15 protein-coding genes are annotated in these 17,274 nt (G+C 59.0%); 6 read left to right on the forward strand and 9 right to left on the reverse strand.

Annotation, left to right across the window (positions count from 1 at the left end; translation table 11 throughout):
- Positions 1–6: 6 nt before the first annotated feature.
- The 5 genes from CMV14_RS19330 to aptA form a co-directional block, all read right to left on the reverse strand.
- Entirely contained in the window at positions 7–678 is a 672-nt protein-coding gene (locus CMV14_RS19330; protein ID WP_176489053.1) for a superoxide dismutase, read from the reverse strand.
- 120 nt (positions 679–798) lie between these two features.
- Positions 799–2,043 carry a chromate efflux transporter gene (chrA, locus tag CMV14_RS19335; protein WP_066961365.1) on the reverse strand — a complete coding sequence of 415 codons (1,245 nt, stop codon included), beginning with the start codon at positions 2,041–2,043 and terminating at the stop codon, positions 799–801.
- 26 nt (positions 2,044–2,069) lie between these two features.
- Entirely contained in the window at positions 2,070–3,068 is a 999-nt protein-coding gene (locus CMV14_RS19340; protein ID WP_066961368.1) for a chromate resistance protein ChrB domain-containing protein, read from the reverse strand.
- A gap of 396 nt (positions 3,069–3,464) precedes the next feature.
- Positions 3,465–3,863 carry a hypothetical protein gene (locus tag CMV14_RS19345; protein ID WP_066961372.1) on the reverse strand — a complete coding sequence of 133 codons (399 nt, stop codon included), beginning with the start codon at positions 3,861–3,863 and terminating at the stop codon, positions 3,465–3,467.
- Between the two features lie 156 nt (positions 3,864–4,019).
- The gene (gene aptA / locus CMV14_RS19350; RefSeq protein WP_238147097.1) at positions 4,020–5,288 is read right to left on the reverse strand and encodes an omega-aminotransferase AptA; all 1,269 of its coding nucleotides are present in this window, start codon (positions 5,286–5,288) and stop codon (positions 4,020–4,022) included.
- Between the two features lie 511 nt (positions 5,289–5,799).
- Between aptA and CMV14_RS19355 the strand changes: the two genes are divergently transcribed.
- The 3 genes from CMV14_RS19355 (at position 5,800) to CMV14_RS19365 (ending at position 10,284) form a co-directional block, all read left to right on the forward strand.
- Entirely contained in the window at positions 5,800–6,471 is a 672-nt protein-coding gene (locus CMV14_RS19355; RefSeq protein WP_083215761.1) for a TetR/AcrR family transcriptional regulator, read from the forward strand.
- A 66-nt stretch (positions 6,472–6,537) separates the two neighbouring features.
- Complete coding sequence (locus CMV14_RS19360) at positions 6,538–8,802, forward strand: TonB-dependent receptor (protein WP_066961381.1); 2,265 nt, start codon at positions 6,538–6,540, stop codon at positions 8,800–8,802.
- A gap of 57 nt (positions 8,803–8,859) precedes the next feature.
- On the forward strand, positions 8,860–10,284 hold the full coding sequence (locus CMV14_RS19365) for an amidohydrolase family protein (protein WP_066961384.1): 1,425 nt from the start codon (positions 8,860–8,862) through the stop codon (positions 10,282–10,284).
- Between the two features lie 100 nt (positions 10,285–10,384).
- Here CMV14_RS19365 and CMV14_RS19370 read toward each other — a convergent pair whose 3' ends face one another.
- Positions 10,385–10,771, reverse strand: a complete 387-nt coding sequence (locus CMV14_RS19370) for a DUF779 domain-containing protein (RefSeq protein ID WP_238147098.1) — start codon at positions 10,769–10,771, stop codon at positions 10,385–10,387.
- A 49-nt stretch (positions 10,772–10,820) separates the two neighbouring features.
- On the reverse strand, positions 10,821–12,335 hold the full coding sequence (adh, locus tag CMV14_RS19375) for an aldehyde dehydrogenase (protein ID WP_066961390.1): 1,515 nt from the start codon (positions 12,333–12,335) through the stop codon (positions 10,821–10,823).
- Positions 12,336–12,505: 170 nt separating this feature from the next.
- On the opposite strand from adh, the gene CMV14_RS19380 reads away from it, so the two are divergent.
- The 3 genes from CMV14_RS19380 to CMV14_RS19390 all read left to right on the forward strand — a co-directional run bounded on the left by CMV14_RS19380 (position 12,506) and on the right by CMV14_RS19390 (position 15,069).
- On the forward strand, positions 12,506–13,561 hold the full coding sequence (locus tag CMV14_RS19380) for a fumarylacetoacetate hydrolase family protein (protein WP_083215763.1): 1,056 nt from the start codon (positions 12,506–12,508) through the stop codon (positions 13,559–13,561).
- Positions 13,562–13,585: 24 nt separating this feature from the next.
- Positions 13,586–14,182, forward strand: a complete 597-nt coding sequence (locus CMV14_RS19385; protein WP_083215764.1) for a cupin domain-containing protein — start codon at positions 13,586–13,588, stop codon at positions 14,180–14,182.
- Between the two features lie 110 nt (positions 14,183–14,292).
- Positions 14,293–15,069 (forward strand): GntR family transcriptional regulator, encoded by a 777-nt coding sequence (locus CMV14_RS19390; RefSeq protein ID WP_066961396.1) that lies wholly within the window; start codon positions 14,293–14,295, stop codon positions 15,067–15,069.
- A gap of 26 nt (positions 15,070–15,095) precedes the next feature.
- Here the strand turns inward: CMV14_RS19390 and eutC are convergent, their stop codons facing one another.
- Both eutC and CMV14_RS19400 read right to left on the reverse strand, forming a co-directional pair.
- Entirely contained in the window at positions 15,096–15,863 is a 768-nt protein-coding gene (gene eutC, locus CMV14_RS19395) for an ethanolamine ammonia-lyase subunit EutC (RefSeq protein WP_066961399.1), read from the reverse strand.
- Positions 15,847–17,238, reverse strand: a complete 1,392-nt coding sequence (locus tag CMV14_RS19400; protein WP_066961404.1) for an ethanolamine ammonia-lyase subunit EutB — start codon at positions 17,236–17,238, stop codon at positions 15,847–15,849. Before CMV14_RS19400 ends, eutC begins: the two co-directional genes overlap by 17 nt.
- Positions 17,239–17,274 lie beyond the last annotated feature (36 nt).

Here is a 17,274-nt window from a genome sequence, read left to right on the forward strand (position 1 = left end):
TCCAACTCAGGCGCTGGCGGCGGCGATCGCATGCGCATAGCGGCGGTCGACTGCTTCCCAGTCGAGGTTCTTGAACCAGGCATCGATATATCTGGCTGCCTGGGTGCCATAGTCCATGTGGAAGCTGTGCTCGTACATATCGAGGACGAGCACCGGCACGCCAGCCGCCGCGCCGTGCATATGGTCCCAAGCCCAGTGATTGTTGAGCGAGCGGGTGTGGAGGTTGTAACCCAGGATCGTCCAGCCCGACCCTCCCGCCAGGCTCATGCCAGTGCGCCGGAACTCGGCCTCCCAGTTCGCGAATGAGCCGAAGGCGGCGTCGATCGCGTCGCGGACCGAACCGGCCGCCTGACCGTCGCCGCCCAACCCGTCGAAGTAGATTTCATGCAGCACCACCGAGCCGGTACGGTGCAGTTCCTCGCGCTTGAGGCCGCCGTAGATGGCAGGCGGCGCTTCGGTATCGGCGAGCGCGGCGGCCAGCCGTGGCCGCAATGCGTTCAGCGTCCTGACCGAGCCGGCATAGTTGTTCTCGTGATGCGACGTGATCAATCGCTCGGACAGGCCCTCGAGCTTGGCCGGATTGAACTTGAGCGGCTTGATCTGATGGTTGCCGGCAAAGGCGGGGACAGTCGGCGGCGCGGCGGCCGGCGTCTGGGCGGAGGCTTCGTTGATCGTCATGGCGGCGGCTCCTATGCCTAGGGTTGCGATTGCACTGCGTCGGGAGAGATTGTCGATCGCCACGTTCGGTCCTTTCCAATATGATTGATTAGGCTGCGTAAGAGTGATGGTGCGTCGCGATCATCCGAACAGGACAAGGCCCGTCCCCGCCGCGGCGAGAACAACCCACAGGATCGTCGTTTTGGCCTTGAACACATAAAGGAGCGCGAGGGCGACGGCGAAGATTGCGAGCGGGATCACCACGCCGGGCACGTTCACGAGAGTCTTTTGCCCTAGTTCCAGCGTCGTGGCGGCGATCAGCCCGACGACCGCTGCGGATATTCCCTCTAGGAAGGTCTTGATCTTTTCGCTGTCTACCAACCGTTCAAGCTGGTCATGAAAGAACAGAGAAAAGCTGAATGCCGGCAGAAAGATGCCGATCGTCATGACGATCGCTCCGAGTGGGCCGCCGCCGAAATATCCGATGAACGTCGAGAAGATGATCAGGGGCGCCGGCAGAATTCCCGATAAGGCGAGCCCGTCGAGGAACTGCGCATCCGTCATCCATCCATTGCCGACCGCATCTGCACGCAGGAACGGGATGACTGTGTAGGCCCCGCCAAAGGTGAGGAGCCCGGCCTTGAGGCCCGAGATGAAAAGCTCCAGCAGCGACGGCTTTTGGTTTGCGATGGCTTGCGCCGAGACCGCATCCCCACCGACCGTACTGCCGAAAGTGACCCAGGCGAAGTAGAGGCCGACCCCGACGAGCACGGCCATGAGCAGGCCGGCCATCACCCGCTGATGGCGCGCCGCGAACATATAGACGAGGCCCGCGATCGGCAGGGTGAGCCAGAACGGAGTGCCGACGAGGGCCGCCAGGCCGGCGACGCCCGCGATACCCCAAAGCCAGCGGTCGAGCAGGATGTGACCGCCAATCCGGTGCACGGCGCGCACGATCAGGGCGATGACGGCGGGTTGAACTCCGAGAAATGCCGCGGTCGCGGCGGCAGTCTGCATGATCCCGGTGGAGAGATACAGCCACGACAGCGCGAACATTAGGACGAAGCCCGGCATCATGAATCCCAGACCCGCAAGAAGGCCGCCGAGCTTTCCCTTGGGAAGCGTGCCGAAGAAGACGCACAGCTCGTGCGCCTCCGGACCAGGGAGCACCTGATAGACGGCGAGGATGCGGTTGAACCTGGCGCTGGAGACCCAGTGTTCCTCATCGACCAGCTCACGGCGGATCATCGCGATCTGGGCGATCGGGCCACCCCAGGCCAGGAAGCCGAACCGCAGGAACTTCGCGAAAATCTGCGCATAAGAAAGGTCGGGCAATGTGCCTCCGTTCTCAGGAGCCAATGCCCCATCCGCCACGTTTGTGCTCATTCGCTACGTTCCTCAGATCATGATCGTCATCCCTCGACCGATGGTCGAACGCGCTGCGCTGACTGCCGATCGAGTGGACTGCCCAGAGTGAAATGCGTGTAGAAGCCGTCCAGCGCGTCGCTTGCGTTGGCGATGCGCTTGAGATCGTCATCTGTGGACGCGCATACGCCTGCAAGCATGGCACCAAGGCCTGCCGTCTCGGAGCGCCCGAACTTGCCGTCCGCTATGTCCAGGTCATGGATAATCTCGCCGATCGCGACGAGTGCGGGATCATCTTCGAGCCTAGCTCGCCTCACGATCGTCTCGAAGCTGCACCGGTCTTGTTCGTGGGTGAACTCGGCATCGGCCATGTCGAAGCGCAGCTCGCCCGCATCGGGCGTGTAGCTCCTGCCATCGACGAACTTGAAGCTGGCGTGGGGGTCGACGAATCGTCGGATCAGCCAAGCGCAGGCGATGCGATCGACATGGACGCCGCGCCGCGTCACCCAGACGCGATTCTTGAGGTCGGCGGGCGGAAACGCAGCCGCTTCGCCCGTGCGGCCGACATCGGGATGGGCATAGCGCTTTTCGTCCAACTCCCGCAGCGCCGCCTCCGCACCTTGACGGCCGTGAGCGCCAAAGAAGTCTAGCCGGACAATCTCGGAAAGCCGTCTCTGGAGTTTCGCAATCTCGGCCCCCGACGTCGGCCCGGTGTCGAGCAGCCTGTGTGCGGCCAGGGCCACCTCGTCATAGTCGGCGTCACGCGCAGCGTCGAAAAGCCCTCGTAGCTCCGCGTCGCTTTGGCCTTCGATCATCTGCGCGTTGATCAGCACCGCCTCGCCGCCGCTGTTCGTGATCTCTCCCAGCAGGTCGCGGAATGCGGCTTCGTTTTGCTCGCGACGGGGGAGCACATGAACCGCGTTTTTGAGCGGCACCGCGCCAATCGCTTGTAAGCGACGCCAAATCTTCACGCGCATGTAGGGTGGCTTCGCGGGTAGTTGGTGCAGCAGTGCTAACCAATGTTCCGGGTCGGGCGAGGATTCCATAGCACATGCGTATCATCAACAATATTAAAATGAAACACATATATCTCAGTTCCAAGCGGAGATAAGCCGCCGGCGCGCAATCGGTTCAAAAAATGGCAAGGCTGGCGGTTGGACGGCGCGCCCGTCTCGAAAGGGCAGTCGGTCAGGGACGGGTCCGCTGCGTGCGAGATCAATGAACCCGCTACGATGGTTCAACTTAGGAAGCGGGCTACTTCCCCCCGCTTTTCGTCCGTCAATACAACCATCCTGCAGGCTCGGCGGAGTAGTATTAGTGGCTGGCTATATCGGGGAAGGGCGGCACGTTGCGCAGATTGGCGCTTCTAGCGTAGCGTTAACGGCGATACGTATTCGTTACCTTTATCCTGCGCGGGGCGCCAATTTTCAAAGACTTAGCTATCAAAAGTCTGGGAGTCCGGCATTTGAACGGGCTTTTGAACGGTGCCGCAGTCGGTCGAATGACCGCGCGCTCCATCGTACCCGGTCGTTCCGAATCATAAGCTCGTCTAATGCCTGGCTCAAACCAGAGGCGAGCTCGAGCGTCGCCTGGTTGATACGGTCGGCAGTCGTCCCGGTCTTGCCCTTGGAGGTTCGCATCACCGGGACCTTGCGCTTTGGCACAGGCTTCGCCGCGGCCGGCTCGATGGTGCGGGTCCTGGTGGGAGAACCCAAAGCGGTCTTCTTGACGAGAGCCATCCGGTGGGTGGAGCCCAAGGCATAAGCTGAGCGGAACGGTCGCGTCAGTTGGGCGATGTTGCCGTTCAATCGAACGGTCGTGAGGGCAATCAGTGAAGGCATTTGATGGTTCGATGCGGATCGGGCCAGTTGCTCGGCTCGTCCCGCGATTCTTCAGTTAGCGTGGGCGCCGCCTTAGCGCTGGGCCTAGAACTTTAGGCCCCTCCGGGAGAGTCGGGCACCAATGCGACGCCCATACCGCGTAAGCCGGCATCGGTCCTAATCAGTAGCAGAAATCACTCGGCCGACGCTTCCGATTGCCCGCACTAGCTCTGTAGCGCGTGAGTTGAGAAACGGCGCGAACTGGATTGTCTCTCCGGCACTTCGTACCACGACGCGCTCATCCCAAAAACATCGCTTATGGATCTCAAGGGCCCGGGCTCCAGGGGACCCCGGACGGGGAGCCAGTTCGACAGCCCCCATGAGTCCGAAGTTCCGAACGTCGATGACGTTCGGCAGGCCTGCGAGAGAATGCAGCGCTTCTTCAAATTGGGTCTCGAGCTTACGCGCCGCCTCAAAACTCGATTCTTTCTCATAGATGTCCAACGTCGCGAGCGCAGCCGCCGCCGCGACAGGATGCCCGGAATATGTGTACCCATGGGCCAGCTCGACCATTTCGCTGGGGCCGGTCATCAATGCATCGTGGATTTCCTGTTTGACGAGTACAGCTCCCATTGGGATGACCCCATTGGTCAGCCCCTTCGCGGTCGTGATGATGTCGGGCGTGACGCCGAACCTCTCTGCGGCGAAGGCACTGCCGACTCTCCCGAAGCCGGTGATGACCTCGTCAAAGATCAGCAAGATACCATGCGTACTGCATATCTCGCGAAGGCGTTCGAGATACCCGAGCGGTGGCGGCAGGATGCCTGTCGCACCTGCTACAGGCTCGATGATCAGCGCTGCGATGCTCCGCGGATCATGAAGCGCGCAGATATTTGAAAGCTCGTCCGCAAGATGCGCGCCCCAACGGGGCTGGCCACGCGAAAAAGCATTATGTTCCAAGTCGAAGGTGTGTGGCAAATGGTCCACGTTAGGCAACAAGGTTCCGAACGCCCTGCGGTTCGCAGCGATGCCTCCGACCGACATGCCGCCAAAATTGACACCATGATATCCGCGAGCCCGACCGATCAGCCTGAACCGTTCACTTTCTCCGTTGGCGCGGTGATATGCCAGTGCGATCTTCAGCGCTGTATCGACCGACTCCGAACCGGAATTCGTGAAAAAAACCGAGGAAAAGCCATTTGGCGCCAGCGCGGCTAGTCGCTCAGCCAGGCCGAACGCGAGCGGATGGCTCATCTGGAAACCGAGCCCGTAGTCCAGCTCGCCAACCTGGCGCCGCACGGCTTCAACGATATGCGGGTGGCAATGACCTAGCCCTGACGTCCACAGGCCGGAAAAAAGATCATAGACTTCCCGGCCCTGGACATCCCTATAATAGTGGCCCTCCGCCGAAGCCAGAAGCCGGGGCGCTGCCCGGAAATCACGCATTGATGTGAATGGCATCCAATAATGATCAGTGCCAGGCGCTCGAGCGGGCCTTGCGACAGATAAATCCTCGACGTCCACTCTCGCCTCCAATTTAGCCCGTCAGCCACCAGCAATGCGATGGACCGGTCGTCATCCCTCGCATAAGCGCTGTGAACATTAAGAGGTATATCAATAGAGTAAAGCGCCGTGATTGCGCAAGGGGCGCGCGAAGTTCGCCAAGCCGGCCTTATCGATGGAACCCGGGAGACTTCGAGCCCAGCTCCTGCTCTGTCCGTTCGCGTACCACTGTTGCCATTCCGCCAACCAGGTACCTATATGGCGCCACCACGTCGGCAGTTTACCCGCGGCGCTCAGCTCGCGCCGACGGCCGGCGGATACCCGACCGGAAGAGCGTTGACGCCTCGGATCATTGTCAGCCCCTCCCAAGTCTCTCATTATTCGCTGATTAGAGTCGGAAAAGCGCAGATCCGTCCCACGATGTGCGCGTCGTGCAGATAATTAGGATCAGGTGATGGGTGGAGAAAAGAGCAAAGATGCAACGGCCCGCGACCGGATTCTTTCCGCAGCAGAACGCCTTTTCGCGGAGCAAGGTTTCCATGGAACAGCGCTTCGTCACATAAGTGAAGCAACGGGCGTGCCGATCAATCTAATATCCTATCATTTCGCAACCAAGGAACGCATCTATGAGGCCGTTGTCTCGCGATACGCGCCCGTTATCTTCCAAATGCGCAGCGAGTTGCTCTCGGAATTGAAGGCGGAATACGGGGACGAACCCCCGCCGCTGCGGCGTATCCTGCAAACCTTCATAGGGCCGCTATTCACCTTGCAACGGGAGAACAGTGCGGGCTGGTCCAACTTCATACGGATCTCGTCCCGCGACTCTGGAACCAATCTCTGGCGGGGAGCGGTAGGAGCTAATCTCTCGACTGTATTCGACAGCTATTTGACGTTGCTCAGGCGCGCACTCCCCCACGCCGGTCAACAGGATTTGCTCCTCGGACTGATGCTCGCCTTCCAGTCGCTAGCATTGATCTCGCCTGCGGAAGTGGAATCGCTGATCGGAACGGTCGCTGCTGACTGGTGTCAGGTTCGGCTCGAGGACAGACTCGTGGACATGCTCAGCAACGCTTTTTTGGGACTCGTCGATCAAACTGGAAAGTTTCCAGCCTCCATTGACGGGTGATTTGAAAAGAAGTATCTCTTTGTGATCAAAAGTCGGAAATCGGCTTGCTCAAGGGAGGATGCTGCAGTGAAAAAGGTTTATCAAAAGGCGTTTGTGTCGGCCGGCACACTAGCGCTGGCGCTTGCTGGCCGGCCGGCGGTCGCACAATCAGTGGCTGGTGAAACCAGCGCCACGGCGGCGGAAACCGGCGTTGCCGACATTATCGTCACCGCCCGCAAACGCTCCGAGCGGCTACAAGATGTCCCCGTCGCGATAACGGCCATATCGAACGACGCTTTCGCGGCGCGTAGCTCGCCTAATATCAAAGATGTTTCGAAGATTTCGCCCGGACTGTTCTACCGCGGCCACGATGTGGCGAAACCCAGCCTCTATATTCGGGGAATAGGCACGCGAGGATTTACGGGCGAAGCCGATCCGTCCATCGGAACCTTCATTGATGGCGTATATATCGGCCGTTTCGGCAGCCAAGTGCAGGATCTCGACAATGTCGAGCGCGTGGAGGTATTGAAGGGTCCTCAAGGGACGCTCTTCGGGCGCAATACGATCGGCGGTGCACTCAATATTGTAACGACTGCACCAACCGATTCATTTCGTGCCCGTATCAAAGGGTCGTATGGCTTCAACCAGGAGTTCGGCGGCGAGCAATTCACCATCGGCGCCAGCGTCAGCGGGCCGATCGGCGACGGTGTTCGCGGACTGGTAAGCGTCTCCCACAGCGAATCGGATGGTCCCGCCAAGGTGGTCAACAGCGGCCAGCACGCCAATGGCGGCGGACGTACGACGCTGCGTGCACGCTTGGCCTGGGATATGACGGATAGGCTAACGTTCGATTTGAACGGCGATTATTATCGGACAAATGGCGCCTCGACTGTTTTCAGGTCGAATTCGGTCGGGGGCCGGCGTCCAAATGTGCTGGGTGCCCGTGCCGGCCTGATAATCCCGCCGACACCTACGAACCCCTATCTGGTTTATGGTGGACCCGATCAGGGCTTGCAGCAATTGCATGGCGGAGGTGTGGGTCTCACCGCCTCATATTCAGGCGATGACATCGATTTCACCTCAATCTCGGCTTATCGCGGTTCCTATGCGAATCTTGGAAATGACGTAGACGGCACCGTCTTCTTCATCCAAGAAAATCCTTACAAGGAGAAGGCTAGGCAGTTCAGCCAAGAGGTGCGCTTCTCCTCCAAACGAGACGGTGAACTGTCAATGGGTGGTCGACTCGACTGGACCGTCGGCGCTTTCTTTTTCGATGAACGCAGCACGCAGCACAACTATCTGCGATTTGGAACTGACTTTGCTAGCGTCGCGCTTCCGGCGCCCACCGGCACAGGTGGCGTTCCCATTTTTTCTGACGCTGGCGCGCGGGTTCGGACACGAAGCTATGCCGCTTTCGGAACGGTCGGCTTCAAAATCTCGGACAGCCTCAAGCTTGAAGCTGGGCTGCGATACACGCACGATCGCAAGCGGGACACGATATCCAATTTCACATCGGCGCCGGGAATATATTCATCGAACTTCGGACTCGAACTCGGTAAGTCCTGGTCGTCGGTTGATCCGTCGCTCACCCTTTCCTACAATGTCAGCCGCGACATCCTGACCTATGTGAGCTATTCGACCGGCTTCAAGAGCGGAACTTTTCAAGTGCTGCCTTCGACGCTGCTCGTAGCAAGCCAAATCGCTAATCCGGAGCGGATCAAAGCCTTTCAAGGGGGCGTGAAGTCGGATCTGTTTGATCGAAAGCTCCGCTTTAACCTGGCGGGCTTCTATTACCGGTACCGAGATATCCAAGTACAGCGCACTACGTTGATACCCGGTTCAACGACCCAGACGGTGACGTCGGTGACCAACGGGGCCCTATCGAAGATCTACGGCTTCGAAGCGGAAGGTCAGTTGGTGGCGAGCAGCAACCTTAGGTTTGATTATGGCTACTCGTTCCTTCACGCCAAATATGCGGACTATCTCTTCCGGCCGGGTATAAGCTTCACGGGTAATTATCTGCCGCGGGCACCGAAGCATACCGCAAATGTAGGGGCCGTTCTCGATGTTCCTACCTCGTTCGGCAAAATTACCGCGCGAGCTTCGGGTAATTATGTGGCCAGCTACTTCTTCGAATCCAGCAACAGTGACGCTGGCGTTCGCGAACCTTCGCATTTCACCGCCGATGCAAGCGTCGATCTCGTTACGGGGCCATATTCGGCGGGCGTGTTCGTGCGAAACTTAACGGGTGAGAGGCAGCGGAATAACGTGCTCAATATCGCACCATTCCGCCTGCTGGAAACCTGGGACTATCGGCGTGTCATTGGGATTCGCGCCGCGATGTCTTGGTAATATGCTGTGTAACAGCCGCCTGATCGAAGGGTCAGGCGGCAACATTAGGATTTGTAAATGAAGACCTTGATCAAGAACGCCGTCGTCGTAACGGTCGATCCCGCCATTGGCGACGTTCACGGTGGCGATATTCTGATCGAGGACGGTTTCATTTGCGAGATTGCGGAGTCCATTACCGCTGGCGACGCCGAAATCATCGACGCGACCGGCTGTATAGCTATTCCCGGGTTCGTGGATACGCATCGTCATCTTTGGGAAGGTGCGCTGCGTTCGGTATCGGCCGACTGGGCAGGACTGGAGTTTGTGAGCAACATGCTCATTCTATCCTCAGCTTGCTTCCGGCCTCGAGACATGTACGCGACCGCCTATCAGGGTGGGCTCGACTGCCTCAACGCCGGTGTTACGACGGTGGCTGACTATTGCCACAATGTGATCACGCCTGAACACGCGAGCGAGGCCGTCCGCGGCCTTCGGGAGTCCGGAGTGCGGGCAGCATGGTCCTACAGCTTTAATCCAAGCCTGTCGGAGAAGTCCGCATTCGCAAATACCGCTGCCCGCATCTCATTTCTCGAGGATTTCGCCCGCACCCATTTTCAGGATCGGGACGACCTCGTCTCGCTGGCGGTATGCCCGCAGGAAATCGGAGGGTGGCAGAAGGATCGGCAGAATGCGGTGAAGACCTTTGAGGTTGCTCGCCGGCTCGGTGCCCCCCTTCTAGTTCACGCCAACGCCTACACCCGTCCGGGCGGTGAGTATCTGGGAGAAGTCGAGCTTCTCGACGAACTTGGACTCCTTGGGCCCGACCTTACGGTGGTTCATATGGGTTTCACCAAGGACGATGAATGGCGACGACTTGGCGAAGTTGGCGCGCATGTATCGTTTACACCAGAAACCGAACTCCAGATGGGCATGAATCCGCCGCCGATCACCGCAGCGATGGATGCCGGGGTGAACATCAGCGTCGGAGCCGATATCACCGCCAACAATAGTGGTGATCTTTTCACGCAATTGCGGCTTGCCTTGCAGGTCGAGCGGGCCAAGCTAGCCGAAAAGCATGCGGGTGCAATTTATGCCGGCACGGGAATATCGTGCGCACAGGCGCTCGAATGGGGCACGATCGGCGGTGCGAGGGCTCTCGGAATGCAAGATCGGATTGGATCGATAACACCAGGAAAAGAGGCGGACATCGTGTTAATCCGCGCGGACGGTATCGCAATGACCGGGTGGGACCGCAGCAATCCCGCCGCCACGGTGGTACAGCAGGCCGGCATCCATGTCGTCGACACGGTTTTGGTCAAGGGAAAGGTCGTAAAGCGCGACGGGCGTTTAATCGCCGACGAACGTTCGGCCTGTGAGCTGCTTGAGGAAACGTCGCGTTACATCCACGAGGAAGCGGCCGCGAAAGGTGGTTTCAACGTCTCCAATGAGGAACTTATGGCGCGGCTGAATCGCCATATTCTCGAGCAAGCGGCACAGGCTTGAGCAAAACCGCGATACGATGAGAGCCTCTCTATCGACGAGAGGCGCTCAAGCGCGGCGCCGTCCACGTTGCCGCCTGACGACAGACCCTGAAAAGTGGGGATCAGTTTCGATCCTGGTCAGCACGGAGCGCGATCCGCTCCTCGGCCGTGAAGACGCGCCCTCGCGTTAGAAAGCGCACCTCTCGGCCATTGTCGAGACTGAACATACCGCCGCGTCCAGGAACGACATCGAGGATGAGCTGCGTATGCGACCACGCTTCCCCTTGCGAACGCCCGATATAGAATGGCGTGCCACAGATCTGACCGAGTAGAAGGTCTCCTTCGCCCAGGCGAAATTCATTAGCCGGGTAGCACATGGGCGAAGAGCCATCGCAGCAACCGCCCGACTGATGGAACAGTAGAGGGCCATATTCGCGGCGCAACTCCGCGATCAGGGACTGCGCCGCCGATGTCGCGATCACACGCTCGGTCGATGGCTGATCAGACAATGACAAAACCCTCCGACCCGGCATAACCTACCGATGGTGAAATAGCCTCTCAGAAAAAGCCGAGTTTTTTGGGAGTGTAGCTCACCAGCATATTCTTGGTCTGCTGATAATGGTCGAGCATCATTCGGTGATTCTCTCGACCTATGCCCGACTGCTTGTAGCCGCCGAACGCCGCATGGGCCGGATAAGCGTGATAGCAATTAGTCCAGACGCGTCCTGCCTTGATAGCGCGGCCGAAGCGGTAGCAGGTGCTAGCGTCGCGGCTCCAGACGCCGGCGCCCAACCCGTAAAGTGTGTCGTTCGCGATGGACAAAGCTTCTTCATTGTCCTTGAAGGTCGTGACTGACACGACGGGACCGAAGATTTCCTCCTGAAAAATCCGCATCTTGTTGTGCCCCTTGAACACGGTCGGCTTCACGTAATAGCCCTCAGCCAATTCGCCCGCCAGCATCGCAGCCTCGCCACCGATCAAGATTTCGGCGCCTTCCTGCCGGCCGATATCGAAATAACTCAAAATCTTCTCTCGCTGTTCCGAAGAAGCCTGGGCCCCGATCATAGTCGACGGATCGAGCGGATTGCCCTGGATGATCGCCTTCACGCGTTTGAGAGCGCGATCCATGAAACGATCATAGATCTTCTCATGAATTAGGGCCCGGCTGGGACAGGTGCAAACTTCTCCCTGGTTCAGCGCGAACATGACGAATCCTTCGATCGCCTTGTCGAAGAAATCATCATCGGCCCGCGCAACATCTTCGAAGAAAATGTTGGGCGATTTGCCGCCCAGTTCGAGCGTCACGGGGATGAGGTTCTCACTGGCATATTGCATGATCATCCGCCCGGTCGTCGTCTCGCCCGTGAAGGCGATCTTCGCGATGCGGGGGGAAGAGGCGAGCGGTTTACCGGCCTCGAGACCGAAGCCGTTGACGATGTTGAGCACGCCAGGTGGAAGCAGGTCGCCGACCAGCGAGATCCAAAACATGATCGACGCGGGAGTCTGTTCTGCGGGCTTCAGCACCACACAGTTGCCTGCCGCTAACGCCGGTGCCAGCTTCCAGGCGGCCATCAAAATCGGGAAGTTCCAGGGGATGATCTGACCAACGACGCCGAGCGGCTCATGAAAATGGTATGCCACGGTGTCAGCGTCGATTTCACCAATCGATCCTTCCTGGGCCCGAATGCAGGCTGCGAAATAGCGAAAGTGATCGATCGCGAGCGGGATGTCCGCCGCTAGGGTTTCCCTGATCGGCTTTCCGTTGTCCCAAGTTTCGGCGGTTGCGAGTGCATCAAGGTTCTCGGCCATCCGGTCGGCGATGCGACCTAGGATGAGCGCGCGCTCCGCGACAGCCGTGCTACCCCAAGCGTCTTTCGCCGCGTGCGCCGCATCCAGCGCGGCGTTCACATCCGCTGCATCGGATCGCGCGATCTCGCCAATCGGTTGCCCCGTGATCGGCGAGATATTGTTGAAGTAGCGGCCGGATTTAGGCGCGACCCAATCACCGCCGATATAATTGTCGTATCGAGCAGGAAAAGGAGCCTCGAATTCGCGTTTATCGTGCGTCGTCATGGTAGGTCATGCCTCTCGATCGTCTTATATGCAGCGGGTTCCAAAGAATAGGCTCTCGCCCCGACGGAATCGCGATCCATCTTGTCCATTTGCCCGAGCAGCGCTTGCCATACTCCCTATTATCGATAAAGAAAAAAATCATCGATATGATTCGGAGAGGGTGACGGCGGATGAAGCTTCTTACTTTTGAAGATGGCACATCGACGCGGTGCGGTGTGATGCTCGGCGAGAATGTGATCGCCGCTGCCGATATTCTCGGCGTGGCTCATCCATTGCGCGACGTTCAAGCCCTCCTCGAGCTGCCGGAACGGCCGGTTGAACGGCTCGCCCACGCCTTGGGCCGCACAAGCGCGAAGGGAGTCCCTTTGTCGAGCGTTCGGCTCAGAGCGCCCATCCTGCGCCCGCCGACGATGCGCGACTTCATGGCGTTCGAAGAACATGTCACGCAGCAGTTCACACGCAAGAGTCAGGAGTCGCTCGGCAAGTTCAACGGCATCAACATGGAGGCTTGGCATCGCCTCCCCGTCTTCTATTTCTCCAATACGCTCAACATCCTTGGCCACGACGAGGATCTGACCTATCCGGTTTCGAGCCAGAATATGGACTTCGAATCCGAGATCGGCATGGTGATCGGCAAGGAAGGCGCCAACGTCAGCGAAGAGGACGCGGCTGATTACATCGTCGGGTTCACCGTGTTGAACGACTGGAGCTTGCGCGACATTCAGGCCGACGAGATGGGATGCCAGCTGGGCCCCTGCAAAGGAAAGGATTGCGCAACCTCGATCGGCCCCTGGATCGTGACCCCGGATGAGTTCGGCAACGATTACCATGAGGGGAAGCTGTCGATCAACTCGACGGTCCGCGTGAACGGCGAGATATGGGCCGAACGCAACACGTGGAACATGGTCCACAGCTTTCCAGCAATGATCGCGCGGGCATCGCAGGACAGCCGCGTAGTACCGGGCGATCTTTTTGGATCGGGAACGATCGGCGGCGGAACCGTTATGGAATCCGCGCGACTTGGCTATCCGGCGCGATGGCTACAGGCTGGCGACGTGGTCGAAGTGGAATTGGAACATATCGGCGTTTTGCGAACGCGCATCGGGCCACCTGTGCGCACCTATGAACAAACACCTTACCCATCGGCCATACGCGTGCCTCTTACGGAGCGGCTCAGTCCCGAATTGAAGACTGAGCTTCTCCAGCGGGTCGCCAAGCCCGCGTGAATAGGACCGTCCCGTGACGGGCCGATGATCATCGAGACAAACATAGAGGATGAAATGATGAGTGGGATTCGAAGGGTGGTAACTGGGCATGACGATAACGGGCGGTCTTGCATCACTGAAGATGGCCAAACCGTCAACGGCATCAAGATCGAAACGGCCAACGTCGAGATGTTCGAGGTCTGGAGCACCTCAGGTGCTCCTGCGCAAATCACTCCCACCGAACCTGACCCTACTTTTCGGCCGCTTCGCATCGCGCCCGACGCGTTGGGGACATGCCTGCGTGTCGCCGACCTGCATCCCGGCGAGATCAGGCTCCCCACCGGCTCTGAGGCGGACGTCAGCAAGACCATTCTCGGCCATGGGGACAATCCTTCGGTCGGCATGAACGCCAATGCCGATCACCCCACAATGCATCGGACGGAGACCGTTGATTATGGTATCGTGCTCCAGGGCGAAGTCTGGATGGTCATGGACAGCGGAGAAACGCTCCTGAAGCAGGGCGACATTGCAATCCAGCGAGGCACCAACCATGCCTTTGAAAACCGGTCTGACGAGACCTGCCGTATCGCTTTCGTCATCATCGACGGCAAGTTCACCGATGAGCTACGCGCGCAACTCTAGCAGATCGGCGGAGAGGCTACCGTTTCGGGCCATGCTGCCGATGATCTTGCCGCCCTGCACAATTTCGATTATGTCCGGTTTTACCGATAAATTGTGCGGGCAGCATTGGAATGGACGTAGTTACCCTTACGGACCGTGTCGAAGGCTATCTTAGGACGGCCATCATCGAAGGGGAACTCGCGCCTTTTTCACCGCTTCGCATGTCAACGCTAACGAAGAAGTTCGGCGCGGGCGCCACACCCGTGCGGGAAGCCCTCTCCCGGCTGTTGCCGGAAGGGCTTGTGGAGCTATCCGCTAACAAGGGGTTCCGGGTTCGCGGCGTGTCCCGCGAAGATCTTCTCGATATCGTCGCGGCCCGCACCGCCGTCGAAACAGAGGCTCTCCGGCTGTCAATCGCCCACGGTGACGACCGCTGGGAGAGCGGGGTCGTCGCGGCGCATTACCGCTTTCAGAAGCAGATGCAGGTGAACAATTATCGTCCCACCTGGGCTCAACTTGAAGCGGTTCACGACGAGTTGCACCGCTCGATGTTCGCAGCCTGCGGTTCGGTTCGGCTTCTGGCGCTGGCCGATCAGTTGATGATGCAGCATAATCGCTATCAGCGGCTGCTTTCCTTGTTCACCTACCGATCGCAGAATGTGCCGCCGAAATCAGTGATGGGTGCTATTGGCGAGATCATGGCGTCTCCCGAGCACGCCGCCGAGGAACTCGTCGATGCGGACGATGGACTGCGGATGGTCCATGACGATCTCATTCGCGAAGTCCTCAAGCGCGACTCTGACGCTGCCATCGCGACACTACGCGATCATCTCTACATTATTGTCGAAGAGTTTGACGCCAACAGTTTCTGGTCCACCCAGAAGTTTGGTACCAAAGTAGCCCCCTGACGCTTTTTTTTGATCAGGCCAAGTAATCAGCCCGTCAGCTTTTTAGCGAGCGACGCTTCGACCGCGGAGCCATCCGAGTCGGACCCGTCCTTGAGCGCTATACCTGTGGCACCCAGCGACAATGCCTGCCTGATAAGCCACCCGATCGTGTGTGCCGCGCGTACCGGGGGCAGTCCCTCAGGGCGAATATTCGAAACGCAGTTACGTTCGTGGTCGCGGCGCCCCACCTTAGGCGCGAAGGTAAGATACGCTCCCAGACTGTCCGACGACGAAAGTCCCGGCCGCTCCCCAAGCAGCATCAGTACGAGCTTGGCCCCCAGCCTTTCCCCGACCTCGTCAGCGACCGCTACTCTGGCCTGGAGCACGATGTTAATCGGACTGAGCGCCAGGTCGGCAACCAGCGGAAGAAGCGCCTCCAAAAGAGCGGGCACGTGATGCTGCACGGCGGTAGAGGACAAACCGTCGCCAATCACGACGGCGAGATCATAGTGTCCCTGACTCAACGCCTTCGCGCTCGTCGAGTCGAGGCGCCGCCCGAGATCCGGCCGCTGAAGATATTGGGCGCGATCCGCCGCACGGCTGTGCAAGACTGCGGCGTTCAGGACATCGGCCATGCTCTCGACATCGAGCTGCTGATGGACCGCATCCCGTGCTAAGGCGTGGCAACGCTGAAAATCGAGGGAATGGACAGAGGGTACACCTTGTGCAAATCGTCCGAGGCCGATCCTTGCGCTCGTCAATGCGCGCAGCGGTTCGAAAATGTCCGGAGTTCTGTTTTCAACGTCCGAGGTCATCGACCATCTCCAGCAGCGGGCGAGCATCCGAGCGCAGTTCGGTCGTCGCGCGCAGATCGCCTCGGCCAAGGCCGAGTCTGTCCAGCCAAATCGCGAACTCAGGAGCGGGCCTGCATCCCAAGACGTTGCGAGCGAACAGACCATCATGGAAACTGGTGGACTGATAGTTCAGCATGATGTCGTCGGAGCCGGGTATGCCCATGATGAACGTCACCCCTGCGGCACAGAGTACGGTCAACAGACAGTCCATATCGTCCTGATCCGCCTCGGCATGATTGGTATAACAGATATCCACTCCCATCGGAACGCCCAGCAGCTTCCCGCAGAAATGGTCTTCCAGACCTGCCCTGATGATCTGCTTCCCATCATATAGATATTCTGGGCCAATAAATCCGACCACGCTATTAACGAGAAATGGTTCGAACTGCCTGGCCACCGCATAGGCACGCGCTTCCAGCGTTTGTTGGTCCACCCCATGATGCGCGTCCGCGGACAGGCACGACCCCTGCCCTGTCTCGAAATACATGAACTGACCGCCGGTCGGCGCCCGCCTCAGGCTGCCAGTGGCCTCATGAGCCTCCTGAAGCAGAGCCAGCGATATGCCGAAACTCTGGTTGGCGCGCTCGGTCCCGGCAATCGATTGGAACGTCAGGTCGATAGGAGCGCCGCGCTCGATGAGCTGCAGACTGTTGGTGACATGCGTCAAAACACAGCTTTGTGTAGGGATGGCATATCGCAAGCGGATGTCGTCCAGCAGCCTAAGCAGTCGTTCGACGGTGTTGAGGTTATCGCTTGCCGGGTTGATCCCGATCATCGCGTCGCCGGCACCATAGAGCAGACCATCGAGGATGGACGCGGCGACACCGGCTGCGCTGTCGGTCGGATGGTTCGGTTGAAGGCGTATGCCCATATGGCCCCTCAAGCCCATGGTGGTCCGGAATCGTGTGACGATTTCCGCCTTCCGCGCGACCGCGATCAGATCCTGGTTGCGCATGATCTTGCTAACGGCAGCGATCATTTCAGGCGTGAAGCCACGGGCGACGGCACGAAGCTGCTCGGAGCCCACGTCGCTGGAAAGCAACCAATCTCTCAGCCCACCAACCGTCAGATGCCGAACCAGACAAAAGGCGGTTTCATCATGCCCGTCGATGATAAGGCGCGAGACTTCATCCTCCTCATAAGGGATCACCGGCTCCTTGAGAAAGGTATCGAGGGAAATATTGGCCAAGGCGTACCGCGCCGCTACGCGTTCGGTGGCGGTCCGCGCGGCGACCCCCGCCAGATGGTCGCCCGATCGTTCCGGCGAAGCTGCCGCCAGCAGATGCTTCAGATCATTAAAGACGTATCGTGTACCACCCAGATCGCTGGAATACATGCTTCTTCTCCACAGAGCCTGTTCGGTAAACATCCT

It is taken from the genome of Rhizorhabdus dicambivorans, from assembly GCF_002355275.1.
Classification (GTDB): Bacteria; Pseudomonadota; Alphaproteobacteria; order Sphingomonadales; family Sphingomonadaceae; genus Rhizorhabdus; species Rhizorhabdus dicambivorans.